At 57.4% G+C, this 24,638-nt stretch carries 25 protein-coding genes; 23 read left to right on the top strand and 2 right to left on the bottom strand.

All coding sequences use genetic code 11. The features are described from left to right. Nucleotides 1–18: 18 nt before the first annotated feature. Nucleotides 19–1,572, bottom strand: coding sequence for a cryptochrome/photolyase family protein (locus ACS7SF_RS14040; protein WP_439890351.1), 1,554 nt, complete (start codon nt 1,570–1,572; stop codon nt 19–21). 76 nt (nt 1,573–1,648) lie between these two features. Between ACS7SF_RS14040 and ACS7SF_RS14045 the strand changes: the two genes are divergently transcribed. The 7 genes from ACS7SF_RS14045 to ACS7SF_RS14075 all read left to right on the top strand — a co-directional run bounded on the left by ACS7SF_RS14045 (nt 1,649) and on the right by ACS7SF_RS14075 (nt 7,114). Next, nucleotides 1,649–2,398, top strand: coding sequence for a pseudouridine synthase (locus ACS7SF_RS14045; RefSeq protein ID WP_439890352.1), 750 nt, complete (start codon nt 1,649–1,651; stop codon nt 2,396–2,398). Between the two features lie 83 nt (nt 2,399–2,481). Further along, complete coding sequence (locus ACS7SF_RS14050; protein WP_426397386.1) at nt 2,482–3,054, top strand: YqgE/AlgH family protein; 573 nt, start codon at nt 2,482–2,484, stop codon at nt 3,052–3,054. Beyond that, nucleotides 3,047–3,484, top strand: a complete 438-nt coding sequence (ruvX, locus tag ACS7SF_RS14055) for a Holliday junction resolvase RuvX (protein WP_439890353.1) — start codon at nt 3,047–3,049, stop codon at nt 3,482–3,484. Before ACS7SF_RS14050 ends, ruvX begins: the two co-directional genes overlap by 8 nt. Then, nucleotides 3,481–3,999 carry a bifunctional pyr operon transcriptional regulator/uracil phosphoribosyltransferase PyrR gene (gene pyrR, locus ACS7SF_RS14060; protein WP_439890354.1) on the top strand — a complete coding sequence of 173 codons (519 nt, stop codon included), beginning with the start codon at nt 3,481–3,483 and terminating at the stop codon, nt 3,997–3,999. Before ruvX ends, pyrR begins: the two co-directional genes overlap by 4 nt. A 70-nt stretch (nt 4,000–4,069) precedes the next feature. Beyond that, nucleotides 4,070–5,041: an aspartate carbamoyltransferase catalytic subunit gene (locus ACS7SF_RS14065; protein WP_027678022.1), complete on the top strand. Its 972-nt coding sequence runs from the start codon at nt 4,070–4,072 to the stop codon at nt 5,039–5,041. Between the two features lie 8 nt (nt 5,042–5,049). Continuing rightward, entirely contained in the window at nt 5,050–6,327 is a 1,278-nt protein-coding gene (locus tag ACS7SF_RS14070) for a dihydroorotase (protein WP_439890355.1), read from the top strand. Beyond that, nucleotides 6,314–7,114: a lysophospholipid acyltransferase family protein gene (locus ACS7SF_RS14075; protein WP_439890356.1), complete on the top strand. Its 801-nt coding sequence runs from the start codon at nt 6,314–6,316 to the stop codon at nt 7,112–7,114. The genes ACS7SF_RS14070 and ACS7SF_RS14075 overlap by 14 nt, the downstream gene beginning before the upstream one ends. Before the next feature lie 9 nt (nt 7,115–7,123). On the opposite strand, the gene ACS7SF_RS14080 is transcribed toward ACS7SF_RS14075, so the two are convergent. Next, nucleotides 7,124–7,975 carry a symmetrical bis(5'-nucleosyl)-tetraphosphatase gene (locus ACS7SF_RS14080; protein ID WP_439890357.1) on the bottom strand — a complete coding sequence of 284 codons (852 nt, stop codon included), beginning with the start codon at nt 7,973–7,975 and terminating at the stop codon, nt 7,124–7,126. Nucleotides 7,976–8,187: 212 nt separating this feature from the next. On the opposite strand from ACS7SF_RS14080, the gene rfbB reads away from it, so the two are divergent. The 16 genes from rfbB (at nt 8,188) to ACS7SF_RS14160 (ending at nt 24,337) form a co-directional block, all read left to right on the top strand. Next, on the top strand, nt 8,188–9,258 hold the full coding sequence (gene rfbB / locus ACS7SF_RS14085; protein WP_439890358.1) for a dTDP-glucose 4,6-dehydratase: 1,071 nt from the start codon (nt 8,188–8,190) through the stop codon (nt 9,256–9,258). 9 nt (nt 9,259–9,267) lie between these two features. Beyond that, the gene (gene rfbA / locus ACS7SF_RS14090) at nt 9,268–10,161 is read left to right on the top strand and encodes a glucose-1-phosphate thymidylyltransferase RfbA (protein WP_439890359.1); all 894 of its coding nucleotides are present in this window, start codon (nt 9,268–9,270) and stop codon (nt 10,159–10,161) included. Further along, nucleotides 10,146–10,697, top strand: coding sequence for a dTDP-4-dehydrorhamnose 3,5-epimerase (gene rfbC, locus ACS7SF_RS14095; protein ID WP_439890360.1), 552 nt, complete (start codon nt 10,146–10,148; stop codon nt 10,695–10,697). The genes rfbA and rfbC overlap by 16 nt, the downstream gene beginning before the upstream one ends. Before the next feature lie 8 nt (nt 10,698–10,705). Then, nucleotides 10,706–11,644, top strand: coding sequence for a dTDP-4-dehydrorhamnose reductase (rfbD, locus tag ACS7SF_RS14100; protein ID WP_439892761.1), 939 nt, complete (start codon nt 10,706–10,708; stop codon nt 11,642–11,644). Nucleotides 11,645–11,909: 265 nt separating this feature from the next. Further along, complete coding sequence (locus tag ACS7SF_RS14105; protein ID WP_439890361.1) at nt 11,910–12,713, top strand: ABC transporter permease; 804 nt, start codon at nt 11,910–11,912, stop codon at nt 12,711–12,713. After that, nucleotides 12,703–14,577 (top strand): ATP-binding cassette domain-containing protein, encoded by a 1,875-nt coding sequence (locus ACS7SF_RS14110; protein ID WP_439890362.1) that lies wholly within the window; start codon nt 12,703–12,705, stop codon nt 14,575–14,577. The genes ACS7SF_RS14105 and ACS7SF_RS14110 overlap by 11 nt, the downstream gene beginning before the upstream one ends. Before the next feature lie 121 nt (nt 14,578–14,698). Continuing rightward, on the top strand, nt 14,699–15,784 hold the full coding sequence (locus ACS7SF_RS14115) for a DegT/DnrJ/EryC1/StrS family aminotransferase (RefSeq protein WP_439890363.1): 1,086 nt from the start codon (nt 14,699–14,701) through the stop codon (nt 15,782–15,784). 112 nt (nt 15,785–15,896) lie between these two features. Further along, nucleotides 15,897–16,787, top strand: a complete 891-nt coding sequence (locus ACS7SF_RS14120; RefSeq protein WP_439892762.1) for a glycosyltransferase — start codon at nt 15,897–15,899, stop codon at nt 16,785–16,787. Further along, nucleotides 16,784–17,863, top strand: a complete 1,080-nt coding sequence (locus ACS7SF_RS14125) for a glycosyltransferase (RefSeq protein ID WP_439890364.1) — start codon at nt 16,784–16,786, stop codon at nt 17,861–17,863. The genes ACS7SF_RS14120 and ACS7SF_RS14125 overlap by 4 nt, the downstream gene beginning before the upstream one ends. Nucleotides 17,864–17,955: 92 nt before the next feature. Continuing rightward, nucleotides 17,956–18,804, top strand: a complete 849-nt coding sequence (locus tag ACS7SF_RS14130) for a glycosyltransferase family 2 protein (protein WP_439890365.1) — start codon at nt 17,956–17,958, stop codon at nt 18,802–18,804. A gap of 115 nt (nt 18,805–18,919) precedes the next feature. Next, complete coding sequence (locus tag ACS7SF_RS14135; protein ID WP_439890366.1) at nt 18,920–19,159, top strand: acyl carrier protein; 240 nt, start codon at nt 18,920–18,922, stop codon at nt 19,157–19,159. An 8-nt stretch (nt 19,160–19,167) separates the two neighbouring features. After that, nucleotides 19,168–19,914: an SDR family NAD(P)-dependent oxidoreductase gene (locus ACS7SF_RS14140; protein ID WP_439890367.1), complete on the top strand. Its 747-nt coding sequence runs from the start codon at nt 19,168–19,170 to the stop codon at nt 19,912–19,914. Beyond that, nucleotides 19,914–21,284 carry an AMP-binding protein gene (locus tag ACS7SF_RS14145; protein WP_439890368.1) on the top strand — a complete coding sequence of 457 codons (1,371 nt, stop codon included), beginning with the start codon at nt 19,914–19,916 and terminating at the stop codon, nt 21,282–21,284. The genes ACS7SF_RS14140 and ACS7SF_RS14145 overlap by 1 nt, the downstream gene beginning before the upstream one ends. Before the next feature lie 24 nt (nt 21,285–21,308). After that, complete coding sequence (locus ACS7SF_RS14150) at nt 21,309–22,415, top strand: LuxE/PaaK family acyltransferase (RefSeq protein WP_439890369.1); 1,107 nt, start codon at nt 21,309–21,311, stop codon at nt 22,413–22,415. Continuing rightward, on the top strand, nt 22,415–23,623 hold the full coding sequence (locus ACS7SF_RS14155; protein WP_439890370.1) for an acyl-CoA reductase: 1,209 nt from the start codon (nt 22,415–22,417) through the stop codon (nt 23,621–23,623). Before ACS7SF_RS14150 ends, ACS7SF_RS14155 begins: the two co-directional genes overlap by 1 nt. Nucleotides 23,624–23,662: 39 nt before the next feature. Further along, on the top strand, nt 23,663–24,337 hold the full coding sequence (locus ACS7SF_RS14160; RefSeq protein ID WP_439890371.1) for an acetyltransferase: 675 nt from the start codon (nt 23,663–23,665) through the stop codon (nt 24,335–24,337). Nucleotides 24,338–24,638 lie beyond the last annotated feature (301 nt).

A 24,638-nucleotide genomic window follows, 5' to 3' on the forward strand; every position in this document is an offset into this window, starting at 1 on the left:
CCCGTTGTCTTTGGTGCGTTATTCGGCCTCGCTTTTGCTCAGCGCGGCGGCTTGAGCGCCTGATGTGCGATTGGCCTTGGTGACGGCATAGCGGTCCAGCGTGGCCGCGCGTGCGGCCGCATGATCGACGATCGGATGCGGGTACGTTTCGCCCAATACCACGCCGGCTTCCTTCAACACACTGGCCGGTGCTGTCCACGGCGCGTGGAGGTACTTGTCAGGCAGCCTCGCCAGTTGCGGCAGGTACTTGCGGATGAAGCGGCCCTGCGGGTCGAACTTCTCCGATTGCGTGACCGGGTTGAAGATGCGGAACCACGGTTGCGCGTCACAGCCGCTCGACGCCGCCCATTGCCAACCGCCGTTGTTGGCCGCGAAATCAAAATCGTTGAGCACGTCGGCAAAGTACTGCTCGCCGCGTCGCCAGTCGACGCCCAGGTCCTTGATGAGGAAGCAGGCCGCCACCATGCGCAGCCGGTTGTGCATGTAGCCGCTCTGGTGAATCTGCAGCATGGCGGCGTCTACCAGCGGATAGCCCGTGCGCGCCGCCTTCCACGCCGCGAAACGCGTGTCACCGGTTTCGCCGTCGACCCAGCGGACGCGGTCGAATTCCGGGTGAAACGATGCACCGTCAGCCAAGTCTGGGCGGTGGTGCAGGATCATGAAATAGAAGTCCCGCCAGATCAGTTCCGATAACCAGGTTGCCGCGCCTTGGCTGCCGCGCAGCATGGCCGCGTGGGCACGGGCGGCCAAGGTGCGGATCGACATGGTGCCGAAGCGCAGGTGCGTCGACAGATAGCTCGGCCCGCGCACGGCGGGGAAGTCGCGGCGTGCGCGGTAGTCATCCATCCGCGCTTCAAAGTCATCGAGCAGCGCTTCGGCGCCGGCCATGCCGGTCGGCAGGGCGATCTCGGCAAGGTTCGAAGGGGCGAATCCCATCGCTTCCAGCGAGGGTGTCGCGTGCGTCAGCGCTTGCGGCGGCTTGGCCAGCGCGCCGAAGTACGGCTCCGTCGGATACGCGCGCAGGTCGAACGGCGTGAGCGCGGCCAGCCAGGCGTTCTTGTAAGGCGTGAAGACGCCGTACGGTTTGCCTTGGCCGTTCAGGATTTCATGGCGCTCGAAAATCACCTGGTCCTTGAAGTCGAACCAGGCACACGGTTGCTGCTCCAGCGCCTTGCGCACGGCTTCGTCACGGGCCTGCGCGACCGGTTCTTCGTCGTGGTTGGCAAACACGGCTTCGATATGAAGCTGGCGTGCAAGCGCCGGAATCGCCTGCCGAGGGTGGTCGTGCACGACGATCAGGTCGCCGCCGGCCTCGCGCAACGCCTCGCGTAATGCCTCGATGGACGCGCGGATGAACTCGATGCGGCGGTCTGCCTTCAGCCCGCACGCGAGCAGCGCGTCGAGGATGTCGCGGTCGAAGACGAACACACAATAGACCTCGCGGCAGTGGCGCAGGGCATAATGCAGCGCCGCATGGTCAAAGTGCCGTAGATCACGCCGGAACCACACCAGCCCGCGCTGGAAATGCGCGCCAATTGCATAAGGTGTGCGGCGTTGGGTGGCGGTGGGCATCGATGTTCGGCTGGATCTGAGACCGGCTGAGCGTATCGCAAAAACGCTGCTGTATTGTCTTCTTCACGTTGTTGTCATGGCTGATTCTTCTGCTCGTCTTCCGCTGTATCGCATCCTGCAATCGCAGGGGTTTGGCACGCGCCGTTATTGCAAGGACCTCGTGCTCGCGGGGTTGGTGTTCATTGACGGCGTCGAGATGGAAGACCCGGACGCGCTGGTCGATACCGCCGGTCTGGTGCTCGACGTGGACGGCGAACGCTGGACCTATCACGCACGCGCCTACCTGATGATCAACAAGCCGGCCGGGGTGGAGTGCTCGCAGAAGCCGAAGCACCATCCGAGCGTGTACACGCTGCTGCCAGTGCCGCTGCGCGAGCGGGGCGTGCAGTGCGTTGGGCGGCTCGATCAGGACACCACCGGCCTGCTGTTGCTCACTGACGATGGTCAGTTCGTCCACGCGCTCACCAGCCCGCGCCATCAGGTGCCCAAGGTGTATGAAATCACCACCGCCGAACCAGTGACCGACGCCCAGGTTGCGCAGCTCTGTGCCGGCGTGCTGCTGGCCGATGAGAATGAAAACGTGAGCGCTGCCTGGGCCGAGCGTGTCGATACGCACCACCTGCGCATGGCGCTCACCCAAGGCAAATACCACCAGGTGAAACGCATGGTGGCTGCGGTGGGCAACCACGTGGCCGGGTTGCATCGCAGCACGATCGGCGGGCTCTCGCTGGGCGATCTCGCGCCGGGCGAGTGGCGCTGGCTCGAAGCGGCCGACCTGGAAGCGCTGAACGCCACGCCCCCGCGCGCAACCGGCACAGGTGCCTGAGTCAGCACAAAAAATCTTGCCGCCGAGGCCGTTTCCTCCAAATGAAAGGGGCGATGGCCGGGGGCTTTTGGTAAACTAGTTGTATGGCCTCGCCGGACGCACCTATCAATCTCACGAATCAGTTCCTGATCGCTATGCCTGGCATGGCGGACTCCACGTTTTCGGGAACGGTCGTGTACATGTGCGAGCACAACGAGCGCGGCGCGCTCGGGCTCGTGATCAATCGCCCCATTGATATCGACTTAGCGACGCTGTTCGACAAGATCGATCTCAAGCTCGAAATCCACCCCCTCGCAGAACAATCCGTGTACTACGGCGGCCCGGTGCAGACCGAGCGCGGCTTTGTGCTGCACGACGCCACGGGCGCGTATTCGTCGTCGCTGGCCGTGCCGGGTGGGCTGGAAATGACCACCTCCAAGGATGTGCTCGAAGCCGTCGCCCAGGGCGGTGGCCCGCATCGCTTTATCCTGACCCTCGGGTACGCCGGCTGGAGCGCTGGCCAACTGGAAGACGAAATCAGCCGTAACGGCTGGCTGACTGTCCAGGCCGATCCCGAAATCATCTTCAATGTGCCTGCCGAGCAGCGGTTTGCCGCTGCGCTGAACCTGCTCGGTATCAACCCCGCCATGCTGTCGGGCGAGGCAGGGCATGCCTGAGCCGGTGCATCCGGCCATCGCCCCCGTGCCTGTTGACGGCACCTTGCTGGCATTCGATTACGGCGAAAAACGCATCGGCGTGGCGCTGGGCAATACGATTTCACGCTCGGCACGGGCGCTGGAAACCATTCCCAACCGGTCAGTCGATTTTCGCTTCGCGCAGATCACGCGCTTGATCAAAGAGTGGCAGCCAGTCGGCTTCGTCGTCGGCATGCCTGTGCACCCCGATGGCCCCAATGGCGAGGTGCAGCCCATGATCAAGCTCGCCAAACGCTTCGGCAATCAATTGCATGGCCGCTATGGCCTGCCGGTCACCTGGGTGGACGAACGCTACTCGTCGATTGCCGCCCAGGATGCCGGTGCCTCCGACGATGTGCTCGACGCTGAGGCCGCGCGCATCATCCTCCAACAGTTCTTCGACGAATCATGACATCGCAACAGATCGATGCCGAGGCCCTCTACCAGAGCCTCGTTGCACAGCTGCGCACGCGGATGGCCGACGGCCATGCCTGGTCAGTCGCTGGAATCGTCAGCGGCGGCGCCTGGATTGCCAAGCGCTTGGCGCATGACCTTGGCTTGCCGGAATACGGCGTCGTCAACGTCGCCATGCACCGCGACGATTACGCCAAGAAGGGCCTGCACGCCCAGGCCCAGCCGACCACATTGCCGTTCGACGTGAACGAGCGCCGCATCCTGCTGGTGGACGACGTGCTGGCCAGCGGCCGCACCATCCGCGCGGCCATCAACGAGCTGTTCGACTATGGCCGTCCCGCTGCGGTGGAGTTGGCCGTGCTGGTTGACCGCGGCGAACGTCAGTTGCCCGTCGCCCCAGATTACATCGGTGAACGCGTCACGCTGCCTGCCAATGAGTCGCTCGTGCTGAGCGAATCCGGTGAGGGTGCTTCCGCACGCTTCGTTTTCACGCGCGAGCCCAAGGGTGCCTGAGCGCCTGCGCTGCATCGCTTCTGTTTTGACCTGACCCCGTCGTCGCTTTTTCGTCGCTTTCGTCTTCTCCATGCCCAAGACTTTCGCCAACCCGCAGCTCACGAAAAACGGCGAGCTCAAGCACCTGCTGTCGATCGAGGGGCTGTCGCGCGACATCCTCACGCACGTGCTGGACACCGCGCAGCAATTCGTCTCCGTATCGGATTCCGACCGCGAGGTGAAGAAGGTGCCTCTGCTGCGCGGCAAGAGCGTGTTCAACCTGTTCTTCGAGAACTCCACGCGCACGCGCACCACGTTCGAGATCGCGGCCAAGCGGCTGTCGGCGGACGTGATCAACCTGAACATCAACGCGTCGTCCACCAGCAAGGGTGAGTCGCTGCTCGATACGATCAACAACCTGTCGGCGATGCAGGCGGACATGTTTGTTGTGCGGCACGCTAGCTCCGGTGCGCCGTACCTGATTGCCGAACACGTCGCACCGCACGTCCACGTGATCAACGCGGGCGATGGCCGCCATGCGCACCCCACGCAGGGGCTGCTGGACATGTTCACCATCCGCCACTACAAGAAGGATTTCTCCAACCTGACGGTGGCGATCGTCGGCGACATTCTGCACTCGCGGGTGGCGCGTTCCGACATCCATGCACTGACGACGCTGGGTTGCGCCGAAGTGCGCGCCATCGGCCCGCGTACGCTGCTGCCGGGCGGCCTGGAGCACATGGGCGTGCGCGTCTTCCACAACATGGAAGAGGGCCTTAAGGGCGTCGACGTGGTCATCATGCTGCGCCTGCAGAACGAGCGCATGAGCGGCGCGCTGCTGCCGTCCGCGCAGGAATACTTCAAGGCCTACGGCCTCACGCAAGAACGCCTGGCGCTGGCCAAGCCCGACGCCATTGTCATGCACCCGGGCCCGATGAACCGCGGCGTGGAGATCGACTCCGCCGTGGCCGATGGCGTGCAATCGGTGATCCTGAACCAGGTGACGTTCGGCATCGCCGTACGTATGGCCGTGATGGGCATTGTTGCCGGCAACAACGACTAAGAAGACCGATGAAACTGCATATCAAAGGCGGCCGCCTGATCGACCCGGCCAACGGCATCGACGCGCAACAGGATCTATACATCGCCGCCAGCAAGGTGGTGGGCGTGGGCCACGCGCCGGCGGATTTTCACGCCAACAAGACCATCGACGCGACCGGCCTGATTGTTTGTCCGGGCTTGATCGACCTGTCCGCCCGCTTGCGCGAGCCGGGCTTCGAATACAAGGCGACGCTCGAATCGGAAATGGCTGCGGCGATGGCCGGCGGCGTGACTTCGCTGGTGTGCCCGCCCGACACCGACCCGGTGCTGGATGAGCCGGGCCTGGTCGAGATGCTCAAGTTTCGCGCGCGCAACCTGAATCAGGCGCATGTGTATCCGCTCGGCGCACTCACCGTGGGCCTCAAGGGCGCGGTGCTGACCGAGATGGCCGAGCTGACGGAATCGGGCTGCGTGGGCTTCTCGCAAGCCGACTCGCCGATCATCGATACGCAGGTGCTGATGCGCGCGATGCAATACGCGCAGACGTTCGGCTTTACCGTCTGGCTGCGTCCGGAAGATCCGTATCTGGGCAAGGGTGGCGTGGCGGCAAGCGGCCCGCTGGCTTCGCGCCTGGGCCTCTCCGGCGTGCCGGTGATGGCCGAGACGGTGCGCCTGCACACCATCTTCGAACTGATTCGCAGCACGGGCGCGCGCGTGCACCTGTGCCGTCTGTCGTCTGCGGCCGGCATCGACCTCGTGCGCCGCGCCAAGGCCGAAGGCCTGCCGGTCACCTGCGACGTGAACGTCCACCATATCTCGCTGACCGACGTCGACATCGGCTACTTCAACTCGCAGATGCGCTTCGTGCCGCCGCTGCGCTCGGGCCGCGACCGCGATGGCATCGTGCGCGCACTGGTCGATGGCACCATCGACGCGATCTGCTCGGACCACACCCCGGTGGACGACGACGAGAAGCTGCTGCCGTTTGCCGAAGCCACGCCGGGTGCGACCGGCCTCGAAACCCTGCTGCCGCTGACGCTGCGCTGGGCCGCGGAGCACAAGGTCGAGCTGCCGAAGGCGCTGGCGCGCATCACCAGCGAGCCGGCACGTGTGCTGGGCCTGCATGCGGGTTCGCTGGAAGTGGGCGCGATGGCCGATGTGTGCGTGTTCGACCCGGAAGCCATCTGGAAGCTCGAGCCGCGCACGCTGCGCAGCCAGGGCAAGAACTCGCCGTACCTGGGCTACGAACTGGCAGGCCGCGTGCGCGCCACGCTGGTTGCCGGTCACCTTGCCTATGACGGGCATTGATCAACGCGTGGCAAGCGTGCCCACCGAGACGACGAGCACGCCGCAGCGCAAGCATCTGTTGCGCAAGTCGCGGTTGCTCGTGCATCTGGTCGAGGGCCTGCTCACGTGCGCGTTGCTGTTCTGGTGGGTCAAGCCGCGCACCAAACAGGCGCTGATTCAACGCTGGTCGCGCAAGCTGCTGGCGCTGCTCCGCGTCTCGCTTGTCGTGCATGGCGAGCCGGTTGAAGGCAAGGACCTGGCGGGTTCGATGCTGGTGTCCAACCACGTGTCGTGGATCGACGTCTACGCCATCAACAGTTGGTGCCCGCCGCGTTTTGTCGCCAAGTCGGAGATTCGTAGCTGGCCGGTGATCGGCTGGCTGTGCGCGCAGACCGGCGTGCTGTTTGTCGAGCGCGCCCGCAAACGCGATGCGCACCGCATCATGCACGCCATCGCCGATGCCATGCGCGCGGGGGATGCCATCTGCGTGTTTCCCGAAGGGACGACGTCGGACGGGCTGCAACTGCTGCCGTTCCACGCCAACCTGTTCCAGGCACCGGTGAGCGCCGGCGCGCCGATCCGACCGTTGGCGCTGCGCTATCGCATTGCCGCGACTGGCGAGTTGACGACCATTCCCGCCTACATCGGCGATCTGTCGCTGATGGATACGATCAACGCCATCCTGAACGGGCCGCCGCTGGTGGCGGAAGTGGTCGTGGGCCCCGCCGTGGCCCCCGAGATGGACCGCCGCGCGCTGGCCGCGCACAGCCAGGAAGCCGTTGCGGCCCTGATCGCCCGCGCGGGCTAGGTCAGGCGGTTACTTCTTGTGCGCGAGCGGGTCCTGCGCCTGCTCGCACTCCACCTGGATCACGTCCCGGCCGGCCGGCGCCAGCGACAGCTTCGCCGCCGTCAGCTTGCCGCCCCAGACGCAGCCTGTATCCAGCCCCATCACGTCATCGCGCATCACCAGCCCGCGCGTCGACCAATGGCCGAAGACGATCGGCGTGCCGCGTGTACGCCGGCCTGGCACATCGAACCACGGCATGTGGCCATCCGGCGCACCTTCCGCGTCCGTTGTCTCGAATTCCATCGTGCCGTCGGGCTTGCAGAAACGCAGGCGCGTGAGGGCGTTGATGGTCAGACGCAGGCGGTCCATGCCGACGAGATCGTTGCTCCACTTGTCCGGATGGTTGCCAAACGCGTCTGCGAGGAAGGTTTTCCAATGGGCGCTGCGCAGCTCGCGTTCCACCGCGCCAGCCAGTTCCAATACGTCACCCGTCGTCCATTGAGGCAGCACGCCGGCGTGCACCATGAGGAAGCCATTTTCGAAGATGGCCAACGGTTGGTGGCGCAGCCATGTGATGAGCCGGTCGCTATCGGGCGCGGAGAGGATTTCGGTGAGGGTGTCGCGCTTGCCCGGCTTGCGCACGCCGGCGGCCACCGCCAGCAGGTGGATGTCGTGGTTGCCGAGCACCGTGCGGGCGCGGCCCGACTCGCACAGCGCGATGATTTGGCGGAGCGTGGCGAGGGACTCGGGGCCGCGGTTGATGAGGTCGCCGACAAAGCGCAGAGGGCCGTCGATAGGGAGGGCGGCCAGCAACGTTTGGAGGGGAGAGCAGCAGCCTTGGAGGTCGCCGATGGCGTAGGGGGCGGGTGACGCGCTTGTCATGTGAATTGCAAGTCGCGCGTCGCCCATAACGAGACGTCAAGGTCTCAGGTGTTACAACGCGCTACAAAAAGATGGGGCCGTTTGGGAGGGGTAACCCTAGGGTCGGATAGAATACGCCACTTCTTATTGCATTCAACAAAGTCCGCCGCCCTTGACCCGGGCATGGCGCGGACCCAGCCGCGTATAGAGACACGCGACAAGGAGCACAGAGGTTGTCCAATATTCTCGTCACAGGCGGTGCCGGCTTCATTGGCGGCAATTTTGTTCTGAACTGGCTGGCAAACCCCAGCGCTGACGGCATCGTCAACGTCGACAAGCTGACCTACGCGGGCAATCGCAAGACCCTGGCCACCGTAGAAGGCGACTCGCGCCACGTGTTTTCGCAGACGGACATCTGTGACCGCGCCGCGCTCGATCGCCTGTTCGAGCAGTACAAGCCGCGCGCCGTGGTGCACTTCGCAGCCGAAAGCCACGTGGATCGCTCCATCCATGGCCCCGGCGAGTTCATTCAGACCAATATCGTCGGCACGTTCACCCTGCTCGAAGCCGTTCGCGCCTATTGGGGCGGGCTGGACGCAGACGCCAAGGCGGCGTTCCGCTTCCTGCATGTTTCCACCGACGAAGTGTTTGGTTCGCTCAGCGCGACCGACCCGCAATTCTCGGAAACCACGCCGTACGCCCCCAACAGCCCGTACTCGGCCTCCAAGGCAGCCTCGGACCATTTGGTGCGCGCATACCACCACACGTATGGCCTGCCGGTGCTGACCACGAATTGTTCCAACAACTACGGTCCGTACCATTTCCCGGAAAAACTGATTCCGCTGATCATTACCAACGCACTCAGCGGCAAGCCGCTGCCGGTGTACGGGGATGGTCAGAACGTGCGCGACTGGCTCTATGTAGGCGACCACTGCGCGGCGATCCGCGAGGTGCTCGCGCGCGGCCGTCTGGGCGAGACCTACAACGTGGGTGGCTGGAACGAGAAGACCAACCTGGACGTCGTCTATACGCTGTGCGACCTGCTGGATGAGCTGAAGCCCAAGGCAACCGGTTCGTACCGCGATCAGATTACGTTCGTGAAGGACCGCCCAGGCCACGACCGCCGCTATGCCATCGATGCGCGCAAGCTGGAGCGCGAGCTTGGCTGGAAACCCGCCGAGACCTTTGAGACGGGTCTGCGCAAGACCGTCCAGTGGTATCTGGACAATCAGGTCTGGGTGCAGGACGTGGTGTCGGGCGCTTATCGCGACTGGGTCGCAACGAACTACGAAAAGCGGCAGTAAGGAACCTCCATGGCACGCAAAGGCATTATCCTGGCCGGTGGCTCAGGCACCCGGCTTTATCCGATCACCCACTCGGTATCCAAGCAGTTGCTGCCGGTGTACGACAAGCCGATGATTTATTACCCCTTGTCGACACTGATGGTTGCAGGGATCCGAGATGTTCTCGTGATTTCAACGCCCGAAGACACACCGCGTTTTTCCGCTATGTTGGGCGATGGAAGTCGTTGGGGGATGAATATTCAGTACGCGGTCCAACCGTCGCCGGATGGGCTTGCCCAAGCGTTCATCATCGGCCGGGACTTTGTTGCAAACGACCCTTCTGCACTAATCCTGGGTGACAACATCTTCTACGGCCATGATTTGGCGCGGCAGCTTGGCAGCGCCAACAGCAAGCAAGAGGGTGCGACGGTTTTTGCGTACCACGTGCATGACCCCGAGCGATACGGTGTAGTGGAGTTCGACAAGGATTTCCAGGCACTTTCGATCGAAGAAAAGCCCAAAGCGCCGCGCTCGAACTATGCCGTCACTGGGCTGTATTTCTACGATAACGATGTATGCGACATCGCGGCGGATATCAAACCTTCGCCGCGTGGGGAACTTGAAATCACGGACGTCAATTCGCGCTATCTGACCGCCGGTAAGCTGAGCGTCGAGATCATGGGGCGCGGGTATGCATGGCTCGATACTGGGACGCACGACTCGCTTATCGAGGCAGCGACGTTCATCGCAACGCTGCAGAAGCGCCAAGGCTTGATGGTGTCGTGCCCTGAAGAGATCGCGTATCGACAAGGCTGGATTAATGCCGAGCAACTGCTGCAACTAGCTCAGCCACTCGCGAAGAATGGCTACGGCCAATACTTGCAGAACATTCTTTCGGATCAAACAGTATGGCAATCCAAGTAACGCCGACCGCGCTACCCGAAGTGAAAATTATCGAACCGAAGGTGTTTGGTGATAGTCGCGGGTTCTTCTTTGAGAGCTTTAATGCGCGGGAGTTTGCAGAAAAGGTGGATCCTACGGTCAGCTTCGTCCAAGACAACCATTCGCGCTCGTCAAAGGGGGTGTTGCGTGGTCTCCACTATCAGATTCAGCGTGCTCAGGGGAAGTTGGTACGTGTTACCAGCGGAGAGGTATTTGATGTCGCAGTTGATATTCGAAAGGAATCTAAGAATTTTGGCGCTTGGGTTGGGGTAAGCCTGTCCGAAGAAAACCAGCGACAACTATGGATCCCGCCAGGCTTCGCCCATGGTTTTCTAGTGGTTTCTGAATCGGCTGACTTTCTCTACAAGACTACCGATTACTGGTACCCAGAATGGGAACGGTCCATTCATTGGTCGGATCCCGCCATCGGCATCGAATGGCCTCTGGTCGGTCAGCCCGTCGTGGCCGCAAAGGACGCGGCTGCACCGATGCTCCGGGAAGCAGAGGTATTTAATTGAATCCAACAATGACATCACGCGCAACCGGTCCAATTTTGATTATCGGTTCAACCGGTCAGGTTGGCTTCGAGTTGGCGCGCACGCTGAGTGGCCTGGGTGCGATCGTTTCTCTCGATCGTGCAGCTTTGTCGCTGGACGACCCCAAGGCCATACGCGCGACTGTCGCGCGCATCCGACCGTCCGTCATTGTGAACGCGGCGGCGTATACGGCTGTTGATCGTGCGGAGACCGATGTCGATGCAGCAAGGTTGGTAAATGCAGATGCTCCCGCACTGCTATCCGAGTGCGCAAATGACATTGGAGCAGGGCTCATTCATTACTCTACCGACTACGTTTTTAGTGGAAATCGCCAAAGGCATGCCGACGACGCTGGGTATACGGAAAGCGACGCTACTGAACCGTTGAATGTCTATGGGAAAACCAAACTGCTTGGAGAGCAGGCCGTAGTTGGTACAGCGAAGCGTTATCTTGTGCTCCGTACTAGTTGGGTGTACGGCATGCGTGGAAAGAATTTCCTATTGACAATGCTTCGGCTTGCTCGTGAGCGGAATGAGTTGAAGGTCGTCGATGATCAGTACGGCGCACCAACTTGGAGCCGCACGATTGCAACGTTAACGGGCCATATTCTGGCCCAAAAATCTCCAGTTGTATCTAATGCAGAGGATTGGTGGGCTCAAAAGTCCGGTATTTATCACCTTACTGCGGCCGGAGTCACTACGTGGGCGGATTTTGCTTCCGAGATATTCCGTATTGCGATTTCTGATATAGAGAGACGCCCGAAAGTTACGCGAATCGCCTCTTCGGAATATCCGACTCCTGTGGCGCGACCCTCTAACTCTGTCCTTTGCAACGACAAATTGCGAACGCAGTTTTGTCTGGAGCCTCCGACGTGGCAGGAAGCTCTTGCATTGTGTGTGAATGAAGGTATGACGGGCGGCGGCGCCTAGGGTCCTTCAGTGGGGCAAGCGGTTTGGCGCTTGGCTTGCTGTACCAGTCCGTCGGTCGAGGTGCTGGCGAGCAAAATCGGCGCTGCGTACTCATGGCATTGGCGGAAGCCAACGTCCGCCATCGACTTCGCACCGCAAATCAAGTTCGGCCGAGTGCGGTGACAAAAGGGCAATTTCGCGATCCCCGCAGTGGGGAGGCTGTTCGGGTACGAGTTTGGGTGACTCGCCCGCAGGCTGTACTAGATGAGATTGTGAGCAATTGGGTATGCATATTTTTTCGTTATTTAGATCGCTGTTTGCGAATCGCTATTTGCTGACGGAGCTGATTAAGCGCGATATTTCCATTAGATATCGCGGATCTCTGATGGGCTTGTTGTGGGCGGTCGTTAATCCATTGTTGATGCTGGTTGTTTACACATTCTTCTTCAGTGTTGTATTCAAGGCGCGGTGGAGTGCAGTTGACGAATCGAGAAGCGATTTTGCTATGTTGCTTTTCTGCGGTTTGTTGGTATTTAATTTTCTCGGTGAATGCCTAAACCGATCGCCATCCCTGATTTTGGCTAATTCGAACTACGTAAAAAAGGTTGTTTTCCCTCTGGAGATTCTTCCATGGGTCGTGGTTGGGTCGGCTCTCTTTCATGCGATTATTGGCTTTGGTGTATGGTTTTGTTTCTTTGGCGTGGTTAGAGGGTATTTGCACTGGACGTCGATTTTGCTGCCTGTGGCGCTGCTGCCAATAGTGTTTTTTGCTGCGGGATTCTCGTGGTTATTGTCTTCGTTTGGCGTTTATCTGCGGGATATTAGTCAATTTGTGACTATTTTTACGGCTGTTTTGCCGTTTACGTCTCCGATTTTTTTTCCGATCACAGCATTGCCAGAAAAAATTCGGCCGCTGATGTATATAAACCCCTTAACGGTGGCAATCGATCAGGTGCGAAGTGTCTTATTCTTTGGCGTTATTCCTAATGTGCTTGAGTATATTGTTTATCTCGCCATATCGTTGATTTTTGCGTTGCTATGTTTTGTATGGTTTCAAAAGACTCGCCGGGGATTTGCTGATGTCATGTGATGATGCCATTTTGCACGTGCAGGACGTCTCTAAGGTGTTTCATATTTATGACGCACCTGTCGATCGTCTTAAACAATCTATCGCATCTCGGCTTTGGAAAAAACAGGGTGGCGGGCGGGCTTACCACAAGGAGTTTTGGGCGCTCAAGGACGTAAACTTCAATGTTGCTCGTGGGGAGACTGTTGGAATCATCGGGCGGAACGGAGCCGGCAAATCGACGCTGCTCCAAATTATCTGCGGTACCCTGTTGCCTACCCATGGCCAGGTAATCACGCGCGGTAAGATTTCGGCGTTGCTTGAGTTGGGCGCAGGTTTCAATCCGGAGTTTACCGGGCGGGATAACGTCATGCTCAGTGGCGCCATCCTGGGTTTGACACGGGATGAAATTCTCGAGAAATTCGATGACATCGCCGCGTTTGCGGATATTGGTCAATTTATTGACCAACCGGTCAAGACGTATTCTAGTGGCATGTATGTACGTTTGGCATTTTCGGTAGCATGCCACGTAGAACCGGAGCTCTTGATTGTGGATGAGGCTCTGGCTGTAGGCGATTCAGTGTTTCAGGCGAAATGCATGAACCGTATTCGCCGCATGATGAACGATGGACTATCGTTGCTTTTCGTAAGTCACGATATTAGTGCGGTCAAATCGCTTTGTTCGAAGGCTGTATTGCTAGAACAGGGAAAAATGCTTGCTTTTGCTGACACAGCACACGTCGCAAATCTGTACACCGGAATTGTGCATGAGAAGAAAGCACAGGACGAGGTGGGATTTGAGAAGACGGCGACTATCGAACGTGTTGGTGATGGAGCTGCGACCTATCTGTCTGTGGAAACTGTTGACGAATATGGTCGACCAAGGGAAACTTTCGAGCATGGCCAGGACGTGTACATCGTCGCTTCGTTCAAGATGAACGTCGATAGTGCCATGGTGGGTATGGGTATCCATGTGAGGGATCGAACAGGTGCAGATGTTGCCTACATCGATAACCTGCTTGAGAATCAATTTCTCACGAACGTTAAGGCGGGTGATGTTTATAAGGCCAAGTGGCGAGTACCGTGCGCGTTTGTGCGTGGACGTTATGATGTGGCGGCAGTGTTGTCCCGGCCAGCTCCCGATTCTGATCCAGTGAGCCAAGTTGCTGAAGACTATGTGATTGCCGATTTTGTTGCTGTCGCAGCCCAGTTTGGCGTGATCGGCGAATGGAATATTTACGGTAACCTCCGCTTCGGCTCTCTAGAGGGGATTCAGTTTCTCACCCAAGAAACCGCAGCGGATGGCATGCCTGAAGAGGATGCTCCCCCAAAGGTTTTGACTGACGTCGACCCAAGTACGTCGCCACTCAAATTGCATGTGGCGTGTGGGCACAATGTAATACCTGGTTGGATCAATATCGATGCGTATGGCGGGCCTAGCGTTTATCGATGGGATCTTGCAAAAGGGCTGCCATTTCCGGACGAAACGGTCGATTATATTTTTTGTGAACATTTTATTGAGCATCTTCCGAAAGCGAATGGGCTTGCATTTCTCATCGAGGCCCATCGCGTGCTCAAACCAGGAGCGGTGTTGCGACTGTCCACTCCGTCATTGGAATATCTGGTGGAACGATATTCCGAAGGGAAATTGGATGAATGGCTGGATGTCGGTTGGGTAGTGCAGGAACGGGCAGACCTTGTTAATGAGAGCCTTCGCAGTTGGGGGCATCAGTATGTGTATGATTCAGCCGCGCTAGCCTCCGCAATGAGGCGAGCCGGTTTCGACGATGTGATTTCCGTGCCGTGGCGAGAGAGTGAGCACATCCCTCTGCAGGGGTTGGAGTGTCGGCCATTCCATCAGGATCTCATTTTCGAGGGGCGCAAGTGACGGTATTTTTTGGAGTTTGGACGATATGCGTGGCTGCTCAGGAGCCTTCGAACGAAGGTGGGGGTAGGGCGGTGTCGGGTAAACTCAATAAATCCAACAAAGTCTTTTTTGGGCAGTGCAGATGAACATCAATGTCACCAAGCCTTTTCTACCGCCTCTTGCGAGCTATCAGAGGTATATCCAGCAAATCTGGGAGCGCGAGTGGTTGACTAACAATGGCCCTCTCGTTAACGAGTTGGAGCTTAGGCTAAAAGAGCGACTTGGTCTGGATCACCTCCTGTTTGTGTCGAACGGGACGGTCGCGCTACAACTAGCCATCAAGGCGCTGAATCTAACAGGGGAGATAATTACCACTCCGTTCAGCTATGTCGCAACTACGTCCAGTATCGTGTGGGAAAGCTGCACGCCGGTAATGGCTGATATCTGTGCTCGCACGTTCAATATTGATCCCAGTAGCATCGAGGCACTGATTACGGAGAAGACGACTGGCATTTTAGCGACGCACGTCTATGGCACACCATGCGATGTGGAGGCCATTGAGCGCATAGCGCAGCGGCACAACCTTAGGGTGATTTACGACGCAGCACACGCCTTTGGTACGACCTATCGTGGTAAATCGCTTTTCGCGTTCGGCGACATATCGACAACCAGCTTTCATGCAACCAAGCTCTTTCATACGGTTGAAGGTGGAGCTGTCGTCACGCAGCAGCCAGAGTTGTTACGCACACTTGCTCGCATGCGCAATTTTGGGCACGTATCACCGACTGAGTTCGATGGTGTGGGAATAAACGGCAAGAACTCCGAATTCCATGCTGCCATGGGTCTTTGTAATCTGGAGCATCTGGATGATATTTTGCGCTCGCGCGCTGACTTGTGTGCACGCTATGACCATAATCTGCGCGGGCTCAATATCGTCCGACCGCAGATTCCTGAGCACAGCGGGTACAACAACGCCTACTATCCGGTCGTCTTCGAAAGCGAGGCGATCAACCTGTCCGTCATCGAAACTTTGAATTTGCACAGTGTGTTTCCGCGACGGTATTTTTTCCCGTCGCTTGGGTCGCTCAATTACGTGCGCAGCGTCAAGGCGACCCCTGTGTGTGATGACATCGCTGGGCGCGTGCTGTGTCTGCCGTTGTACCACTCGCTGTCCTTCGAAGAGGTCGATATGATTTGCCGACTGATTCATCGTGCCCTGAAGTATTAATGGTTTTCTGAGCTAAAGTCCGTAGTACTCGTCCCCAAGTCAATGTGAGGCAAATTTGAAGGTTAGTATTCTGCTGGTCACATATAACCACGCTGCATATATCCGACAAGCTTTGGATAGTGTGTTGTGGCAAGACATCGATCAGAATTTCGAGATCGTCGTGGCTGATGATGCGTTGACGGACAGTACTCGCGCCATTATTAGGGAGTACGTAGGTCGGGATCCTCGCGTGCAATTTCGGTTTCTGCCGGAGGCACCGAACATGGGCATCACACGTAATTATCAACGGGGTTTTGCCGCAATTGATTCCGAATACGTAGCCGTACTAGAGGGTGACGATATTTGGTGCAGCCCAACGAAGCTGTCGCGGCAGCTTGCCTTTTTGGATGCTCACCGCGAATGCGTTCTGTGTGGATCTAACTACTTCGTCTACTCGGAGGACGAGTCTAGATACACTGAGCGCGTGCCAGCATCGGATGGCTTCCGGTATTTGTCTAGCCGTGACCTGATTGCCGATAACCTGATTGGCAATTTCTCTACTTGCTTGTATAGGGTGTCGGCATTGAGGAATTTGCCAAGTGCGTTATTTGATCTTCGTGCCTATGACTGGGCAGTTAACATCACCATCGGTCGTCAGGGGCTAATTGGATTTCTCGACGCACCGTTGTCGATTTATCGCATTCACGGTGCGGGTTCTTGGAGTCTGTTGACACATCGGCAGAAACTCACGTCTCAGCTTGAAGTGATTCCTCAGTACGACGCTGTGACTGACCAAGTTTTTCATGCTGAATTTGAGGCGCTGGCGGTGCGATTGCGTGCGGCCGGCGCCGGTGGTGTAGAAGTCGCAGTGTTACCAGCGGGAGTCACTTTGCGTCGAGTGGTGCGAGGTGGGCTCCGTTTGGTCATGGAGTGTCTGCCACCCGTGGCGGTGACAATTCTGCGATGGATGGTTCCGCCTATCTGTAAGCGTGTTGTTCGGAAGGCAATGGGAGGGCTGGTATGAAGGCGCCTACCGTATCGGTGATCATGCCGGCATACAATCACGCGCCGTTTGTTGCCGAATCGATTCGTAGTGTTCTTACGCAAGATTACGAAGATCTGGAGTTGTTGGTCGCAGACGATGGTTCGCCGGATGAGACCGTTGCCGCTATTCGCAGTATTAGCGACCCGCGCATGCAGATATTCCCTCACGAGGTTAATCGCGGTGCTGGCGTGGTAACACGCGAGTTAATTTCGCGGTGTCGTGGGAAATATATCGCGCTGATCAACTCCGACGATGCTTGGCTGCCGGGTAAGTTATCGTATCAAGTCGATATCCTTGAGTCGAACGCCGAGTTGGCGGCGGTATTTGGGCGTGCGCAATATTTTGACCGCGACGGCCGACCGGTTGATAAGTCAACCATGCAGTTCGGTACCGTGTTCGATCAAGAAAATAGATCGCGCGGGGCATGGCTGCGGCGCTTCTTCGATCACGGTAACTGTCTTTGCCATCCCACGATGCTGATCCGAAGCGGGGTATATCAGCAAATTGGGACGTACGATAATCGCTACCGACAATTGCCTGACTTTGAGATGTGGGTGCGGTTCATTCGCAGGTGGCAGTTTCACATTTCGGATCGTGAATTGATTAATTTTCGGATCTTGCCAGGCGAAAATGCGAGCAGTCACACACCGGCAAACTCCATACGGACAATGAACGAGCACTACATGATTGCTCGGGAGTTCTTCGATGGCGTGTCATCGGAACTGCTTGTGGAGGCGTTTGGGGATCGGCTTGTCCACAACCCGATTCCGTCGGACGTGCATGCCGACATCGAGAAGGCCCTGCTCTTTTTTGGTTACAACCAGTGGCTGGGACACATGTACAAGGTGGTGGGTGTGACCAAGCTCTTTGATCTACTGGCCAGCCCGTCCCACCGAGAGGTGCTCCAGAAAGACTACGCGTTGGATGACCGTGCGTTCCATAAGTTAATGGGGGAGGCGGACGCGTTCCGCCCAGGTAATCCGTTGACATTGATGCCGGGCCGGGTACTTGTTCAAGAATTGAAGCAGCGGATTCGTCGCCGATTGTCACGATGAGCGCCGGGCATGCTCCTAGAGAGGAGCTTTCTGATACCGCCGCGCATCATGTGGGGGCTGTGGTAGTTACCTACAACGCGGACCCTAGCCACTTGGACGAGTTGGTCGATCGGTTGGTAGGGCAGGTGCACAGGATCGTGGTGGTGGACAACGCCTCGCGCTGCGCTCCTGATTTCTCGCGTCATTCAGCGTCAGCGCGTATCGAGGTGATCGGAGCTGAAGCCAACGTCGGTATTGCCGCGGCTCACAATATCGGGCTTCGGCGCTTGGGTGAGTTGGGGTGCTCGTACGGACTTCTTATGGATCATGACAGCTTGCCCCTACCCCACATGGTGGGACGGCTGTTGGCAACTGACCTTGCCTTGCGTGCCCGGGGGGAGCTCGTTGCTGCTGTGGGGCCAGTAACAATCGACCGTCGTACAGGTGTGCGGTCGAAATTCGTCAAGATGCGCAATGGAGTGGTTTCGCGTGTTGAATGCGCTCCGGGGCACGGATTCGTCGAGGCAGACTTCCTGATTTCGTCGGGCACGCTGTTGCGCTTGGACATATTGAGCGCGATTGGCGGTATGAACGAGTCGTACTTCATCGACCATGTCGATACAGAATGGTGTCTACGTGCGAAAAACGCCGGTTACCGAATTTTCGGTGTGTGTGACGCCTTGCTAGATCACTCCCTCGGAGACCGGGTGGTCCGCATTTGGTTTGGGCGTATGCGTGAGGTTCCCGTGCATTCTCCGTTTCGGAACTACTACATGTTTCGCAATACGGTCTTGATGCTGCGTACGGTGCCGATGCCGTTTGGGTGGAAGTGCGCGCATCTGTTCAGGCTGCTGCAATTTTTGGTGTTCTTTGTGCTAAGCATCGGTCCTCGTTCCGAGCGGGCAAGACTGATGTTCAAAGGTCTGTGGCATGGCCTGATTGGTCACACGGGTAGGCTATGAGTGACGTCCTGTCCTATCTCATGCCCCGAGGGGCTCATTGGTCTACAATCGCGCTACCTCAGTTGCCGCGAGGTGCTTAGTTCCTCTTCATCATTTACTTGCTCTTCATTTATTCATGAGTAATACCGAGAAATTACATCAAGTATTCGCCAGTTCTTTACAGATCCCGCTGGAAAAGGTCGTGGATGATCTGACTTACAACACGATTCCCGAGTGGGATTCGGTTGCTCACATGGCCTTGATCGCCGAGATAGAGAGTGCATTCGACATCATGATGGACACTGATGACATCGTCAACATGAGTTCAGTTGGCAAAGCCAAAGAAATTCTGTCGAAGTACGAAATCGCTTTCTGAGACTAGTAATGTTGCTCAAGGACAAGATCGCGCTGATCACCGGCGCTGCCCGTGGCATTGGGTTCGCAACTGCGCAGCTTTTTGCGCAAGAAGGGGCCTGTGTGGTCCTGTCCGGCCGTACCCAGGAGCTGCTTAATGTTGCCAAGGCGCAACTCGAGGCCTCTGTTGAAGGTGTGCGAGTTTCCACGGTCGTATTGGATGTGACAAATCCAGAAAGCGTACGGGACGCTTTCCAGCTTATTTTCAAAGAGTACAAGCGGCTTGATGTACTTGTCTCCAATGCGGGTGTTTTGGATGATGCCTTAATCAGCATGGTAACCGAAGCCCAAGTTCATCGAGTGTTTGAGCCGAATACATTCGGAGTTCTTTATTGCGCTCAGTATGCGAGCCGTCTAATGGCCCGTAATAAGAGTGGTAGCATTATCAACCTCGCATCGATTATTGGTACCAACGGCAACGTTGGCCAGGCGGTCTATGCAGGTAGTAAGGCCGCCGTCATTGGAATTACAAAGTCTTTGGCGAAAGAGCTGGCGCCGCAGAATATTCGCGTGAATGCAATTGCGCCAGGATTTATCGATACAGACATGGCGCGATCGGTGGGCTCGGAAAAATTTGCTGAACGCATTGCTTCAGTCAAAATGGGGCGGATCGGTTCTCCAGATGAGATCGCTAAGGTTGCGCTGTTTTTGGCATCTGACCTGGCTTCCTATGTGACGGGGCAGACCATTGGTGTCGATGGGGGGATGCTAATTTGATGTTCGCCCATCGCCTGGCAGCCTACGGTAGCAGGCCTGCGTTAATTCTTGAGGACGGAGCTTGCATCTCTTATGCGGAACTGGTGCATAAGGCGGACACCGTATTCCGCGCATCAGGGGTGGCGCCGCGTACGTTGGTTGCGATCGAGTGTGAAAATGCATTGCCTTCGGTGGCCGCCTACTTGGGGGCACTTCGCCGAGGATGTCCGGCATTGCTCGTGGATGCTCAACTCGAAGAGGATCTGCGCCAACGGCTCTATACCCATTTTGGTATTGCGCACGTGTGGTCTACCGAAGGTGTCTGGCGCTCGCGCGCTGCATCATCCCCTCTAGTGCACCCCGATGTAGCCCTTTTGCTGTCCACTTCAGGTAGCACTGGTTCGCCCAAGCTTGTCAAATTGACCGAAACCAATCTCCAGGCAAATGCGGAGGCCATTGGTCAATACTTGAGCTTGACTGAGGCCGAACGGCCGATTACGAGCCTTCCGATCCACTATTCGTACGGTTTGTCCGTCCTCAACAGTCACTTGGCTGTGGGAGCGTCGATTCTGTTGACGAGCCAGCCGGTGACGGCCCGTAAATTCTGGGATATGTTCCGCGACCATGGAGCGACAAGCTTAGCGGGTGTACCGACCATTTACACCATGCTGAAACAGTTGCGCTTCGAGCGTATGGAATTGCCATCGTTGCGTATGTTAACCCAAGCTGGTGGGCGTTTAACACCGGATCTTGTGCGCTGGCTTGGCGAGCTAGCGACCTCACGGGGGCAGCGTTTTTTCGTGATGTATGGGCAGACAGAGGCTACGGCTCGCATGTCGTATGTACCGTCTGATCGCGTGCTGGATAAGGTTGGCTCAATCGGGATCGCCATTCCAGGCGGGGCGCTTGAGCTGGTCTCCGATGACGGTCAAGTCATTAGCGGTGTGGGTGAGACCGGCCAACTGAGGTATACCGGGCCGAACGTCATGATGGGCTATGCGGATCGGCAGGAAGATCTCGCGTTGCCGGATACACAGCACGGAATGCTGTTGACTGGAGATTTAGCCTGGCGAGACGATGATGGTTACTTTCATATTGCTGGGCGCCTGAAGCGGTTCATCAAGGTATTTGGTAATCGTATCGGGCTTGACGAAGTTGAGTCGCATCTGCGCGAGGCGCAGTACGATGTTGCGGTTACCGGTAGAGACGATCTACTGGTCGTTGCCTGGAAGGGAGCGACGCCGGATGCTGCGAGCGAACTGGTCGCACAACTGAGCGCACGTTATCGGCTGCATCGGTCTGCGATTCGCGTGCATGTGGTGGACGAGTTCCCGCTGTCCGGTGCGGGCAAGGTGCAATATTCAGATCTGCTGGCGACGCTTGTCCCCTGAACATCGCGGTAGCGCGGGAACACTATGACGAACGAACGTCCCTATTTCGCTTGGCCGGTCTATGGCCTAGACCGCGAGAAAAAATCGGATGCCTTGGCCGATACGCTGAGCCAGCTTACATGGCGGCATATGCAGGAATGCAACCCCTATGCCCGGATTTTGCGTGCCCACGGATATCAGGATGGTCAGAGATTCGCGTTGGACCAAGTACCGTTTTTGCCAGTGCGCTTATTCAAAGAATACGAACTCAGTTCAGTGCCGGCGGAAGATGTGTTCAAGGTGTTGACATCGTCGGGCACGACTTCGCAGCGCGTGTCTCGCATTGTGCTCGATCGCGACACATCAATGGCCCAAACAAAGGCGCTCGTGCTGATCCTGCAGCAGTTTCTCGGTAAGGCACGCCTGCCAATGCTGATTATTGATCATCCGGGTGTCATTAAGAATCGACAATCCTTTTCGGCACGCGGTGCTGGCATCTTGGGGCTGTCAAATTTCGGGCGGGATCATACCTACGCTCTGCGTGACGAGGACATGACGCCGGACGTTGCTGCGATACGAGCCTTCTTGGAGCGCCATCGAGGCCAACGCGTATTCTTGTTTGGCTTTACCTTCATGGTTTGGAAATATTTCTACCAGGCGCTTAAGGATATTCCAGATCCGCCAAAATTTGAGAATGCGATTCTAATTCACAGCGGTGGTTGGAAGAAGTTGCTTGATGAGGCGGTGGATAATGACACCTTTAAGAGCGCTTTGGGCGCCGCGTTTAATATTCAGGCCATCCACAATTTTTATGGCATGGTCGAACAGGTCGGTTCGATTTTTATGGAATGCGAGCACGGGCGTCTGCACGCACCGGTGTTTGCAGACGTCTTGATTCGGGACGCGCGTGATTGGTCAGTGTTGTCTCGGGGGAAGCAGGGATTGATCCAAGTATTGTCTGCCTTGCCCACCAGCTATCCGGGGCATAGCCTCCTGACCGAAGACGTGGGCGAATGGATTGGTATCGACGACTGTCCATGTGGGCGATTGGGTCGAACGTTCCGAGTGCATGGCCGTGTTGCGAAGGCTGAATTGCGAGGGTGTAGTGACACTCATGCAGCCGACGTGGCCGGCACGGTAGTGGAGGGGTGATGAACCAATACGAGCCTTTGTTGCCAGATGCCCCATCACCCGAAGCGTTGCGAGGCGTAGCGCCGTTGCCGTCGTTTGACAAGGCATCATTGGCATTTGTGGAGGCGCTGTCCTCGGCGCTAATGCGGATGCCGGAAGCTCGAATGTATCCGGAGTTAACGGCGTTGGCCTTTTGGATGCGCAAGGCCAATCTCGAACGCTTACGTACAGACTTGGAGCAACGCCAGGGAAATGCGCTACTGGTGCCGCGAGGCACCGTTCTGCACATCGCACCATCCAACGTTGACACGATCTTTGTTTATTCGTGGTTCCTTTCTCTGCTGACGGGTAACCGCAACATTGTGCGCCTTTCTAGCAAAGCTTCGGTGCAAGCTGATTTGTTGGTTGGGGCCATTGGCCAGCTTCTGAGGGATCCAGTCCACGAGGCGATCGCTCAACGGACGCTACTGGTGCGCTATGCGCCGGATGATCAGATTACAGCCCGGTTTTCAGCCGTGTGCGATGTTCGGGCGATCTGGGGGGGGAATACTACGGTTGAGCAGATTCGGAAAATTCCCCTGCCACCGACGGCTTCCGAAGTAGCCTTCGCCAACAAGTATTCGCTGGCGCTGATCGATGCTTCGGCATGGCATGCTGCCGACGTGGAGCGGAAGGAGAGTTGGGTGGACGCGTTCTATAACGACGCGTATTGGTTTGATCAGATGGCTTGCTCGTCCCCGCGGCTTGTGCTCTGGGTAGGTAATGAGGCGGCTGCCAAGGACGCTGCCGCTGACTTTTGGATGCGCCTTGAACAACGTGTGGTGGCGCGGCAGGAGCGCTTTGCTGATGCCGACTATGTCAACAAGCTGGTTGCCGAAGACATCATGGCGATTGAGGCGCAGGTGAGCGTCCCAACTACCGTCAACAATGACCTTGTAAGAGTGTGGCTTGATCGTCCGGCGTTACATGATCAACTGCATTGTGGCGCGGGCCTATTTTTTGAGGCCGCATTGCCGGACTTGAATGCACTGCGACCATTGTTGGACCGAAGGGTCCAGACAGTGTCCTACGCTGGATTTGATCAGCATACCTTGAAGACTTTTGTGACTGAAGTCCCGCTTGCAGGCATAGACCGAATTGTTCCATTCGGGCGAGCACTAGATTTTGCGCCAGTGTGGGATGGATTTGATTTGCTGCGTGTATTTATGCGCGAGATTACTATTGCCTAAGCGCATTCAATTAATTTCTTAAAACATAATCGAAGCACTATGCCGTTGATTCACGCGTCCCCAATCACATCAGTTGTTATCGCAGGGGCCGGTGGTTTTGGGTTGGAGATATACGACTATCTGCAAGCGGAAGCCCGCAGCGGTGGCCCGACGGTCGCCGGCTTTATCGATGATACGCCAAGCGAGCAATTGCAATTGCCTGATGGCGAAAACACAAAACACCTCGGTTCAATCAAGGGGTATCGACCGGTGAAGGGGCAGGCGGTTGTGGTAGCGATTGGCTCAGTGAAGGGGCGGCGCACTGTGATGGAACTGCTCGCGGCAAATGAAGTGGAAACTCCCGCCTATGTGCATGGTTCGGCTATTGTCTCGCCGTCCGCACGAATTGATTCTGGCGTGCTCGTTTGCCCATTCACCATCGTTAACAGCAAGGCATCCCTTCATAAAGGAAGCGTTGCAAACGTGCACTGCAGTGTCGGCCACGGTGCAGTAGTAGGGGCCTATTCGGTGCTATCGCCCTATGCCGCCCTCAACGGCGACGCAGCGATTGGTACTGGGTGTTTTCTGGGCACCCGTGCAACGATTTACCCCCGTATACATATCGGAGATGCGTGCATCGTGGACTCCCACACCGGAGTTCGCGTCAATGCTCAGGACCGTCAGTTGATCTCTTCTCGCGGTGTGTATCAAGTGAATCAATTGCGTGTGCTCTGATGGGATTGGATTCGGTGGGGAGTCAACCGAGGGGAGGCAACCCTCAGCCACAGCTTACGGTCTCTATTGTGAGTCATGGTCAGGGGGAGTTGTTGGCGCCGTTGTTGCAGCAACTCATGCGCGCAGCGCGTCAATTGCCCATACAGGTGATCGTGACGCAGAATTTGCCGGAAGAACGTTGTGTCATTGACGAGGATCCCGCGTTTAATCTAGTCTGGATTCAGAATGATTGCCCTAAAGGGTTTGGTGAAAACCATAATGCTGCATTTCGTGTTTGTTTGGCCCCTTATTTTTGTGTTCT

The sequence above is a fragment of the Ralstonia sp. 25C genome (assembly GCF_051904805.1).
Classification (GTDB): domain Bacteria; phylum Pseudomonadota; class Gammaproteobacteria; order Burkholderiales; family Burkholderiaceae; genus Ralstonia.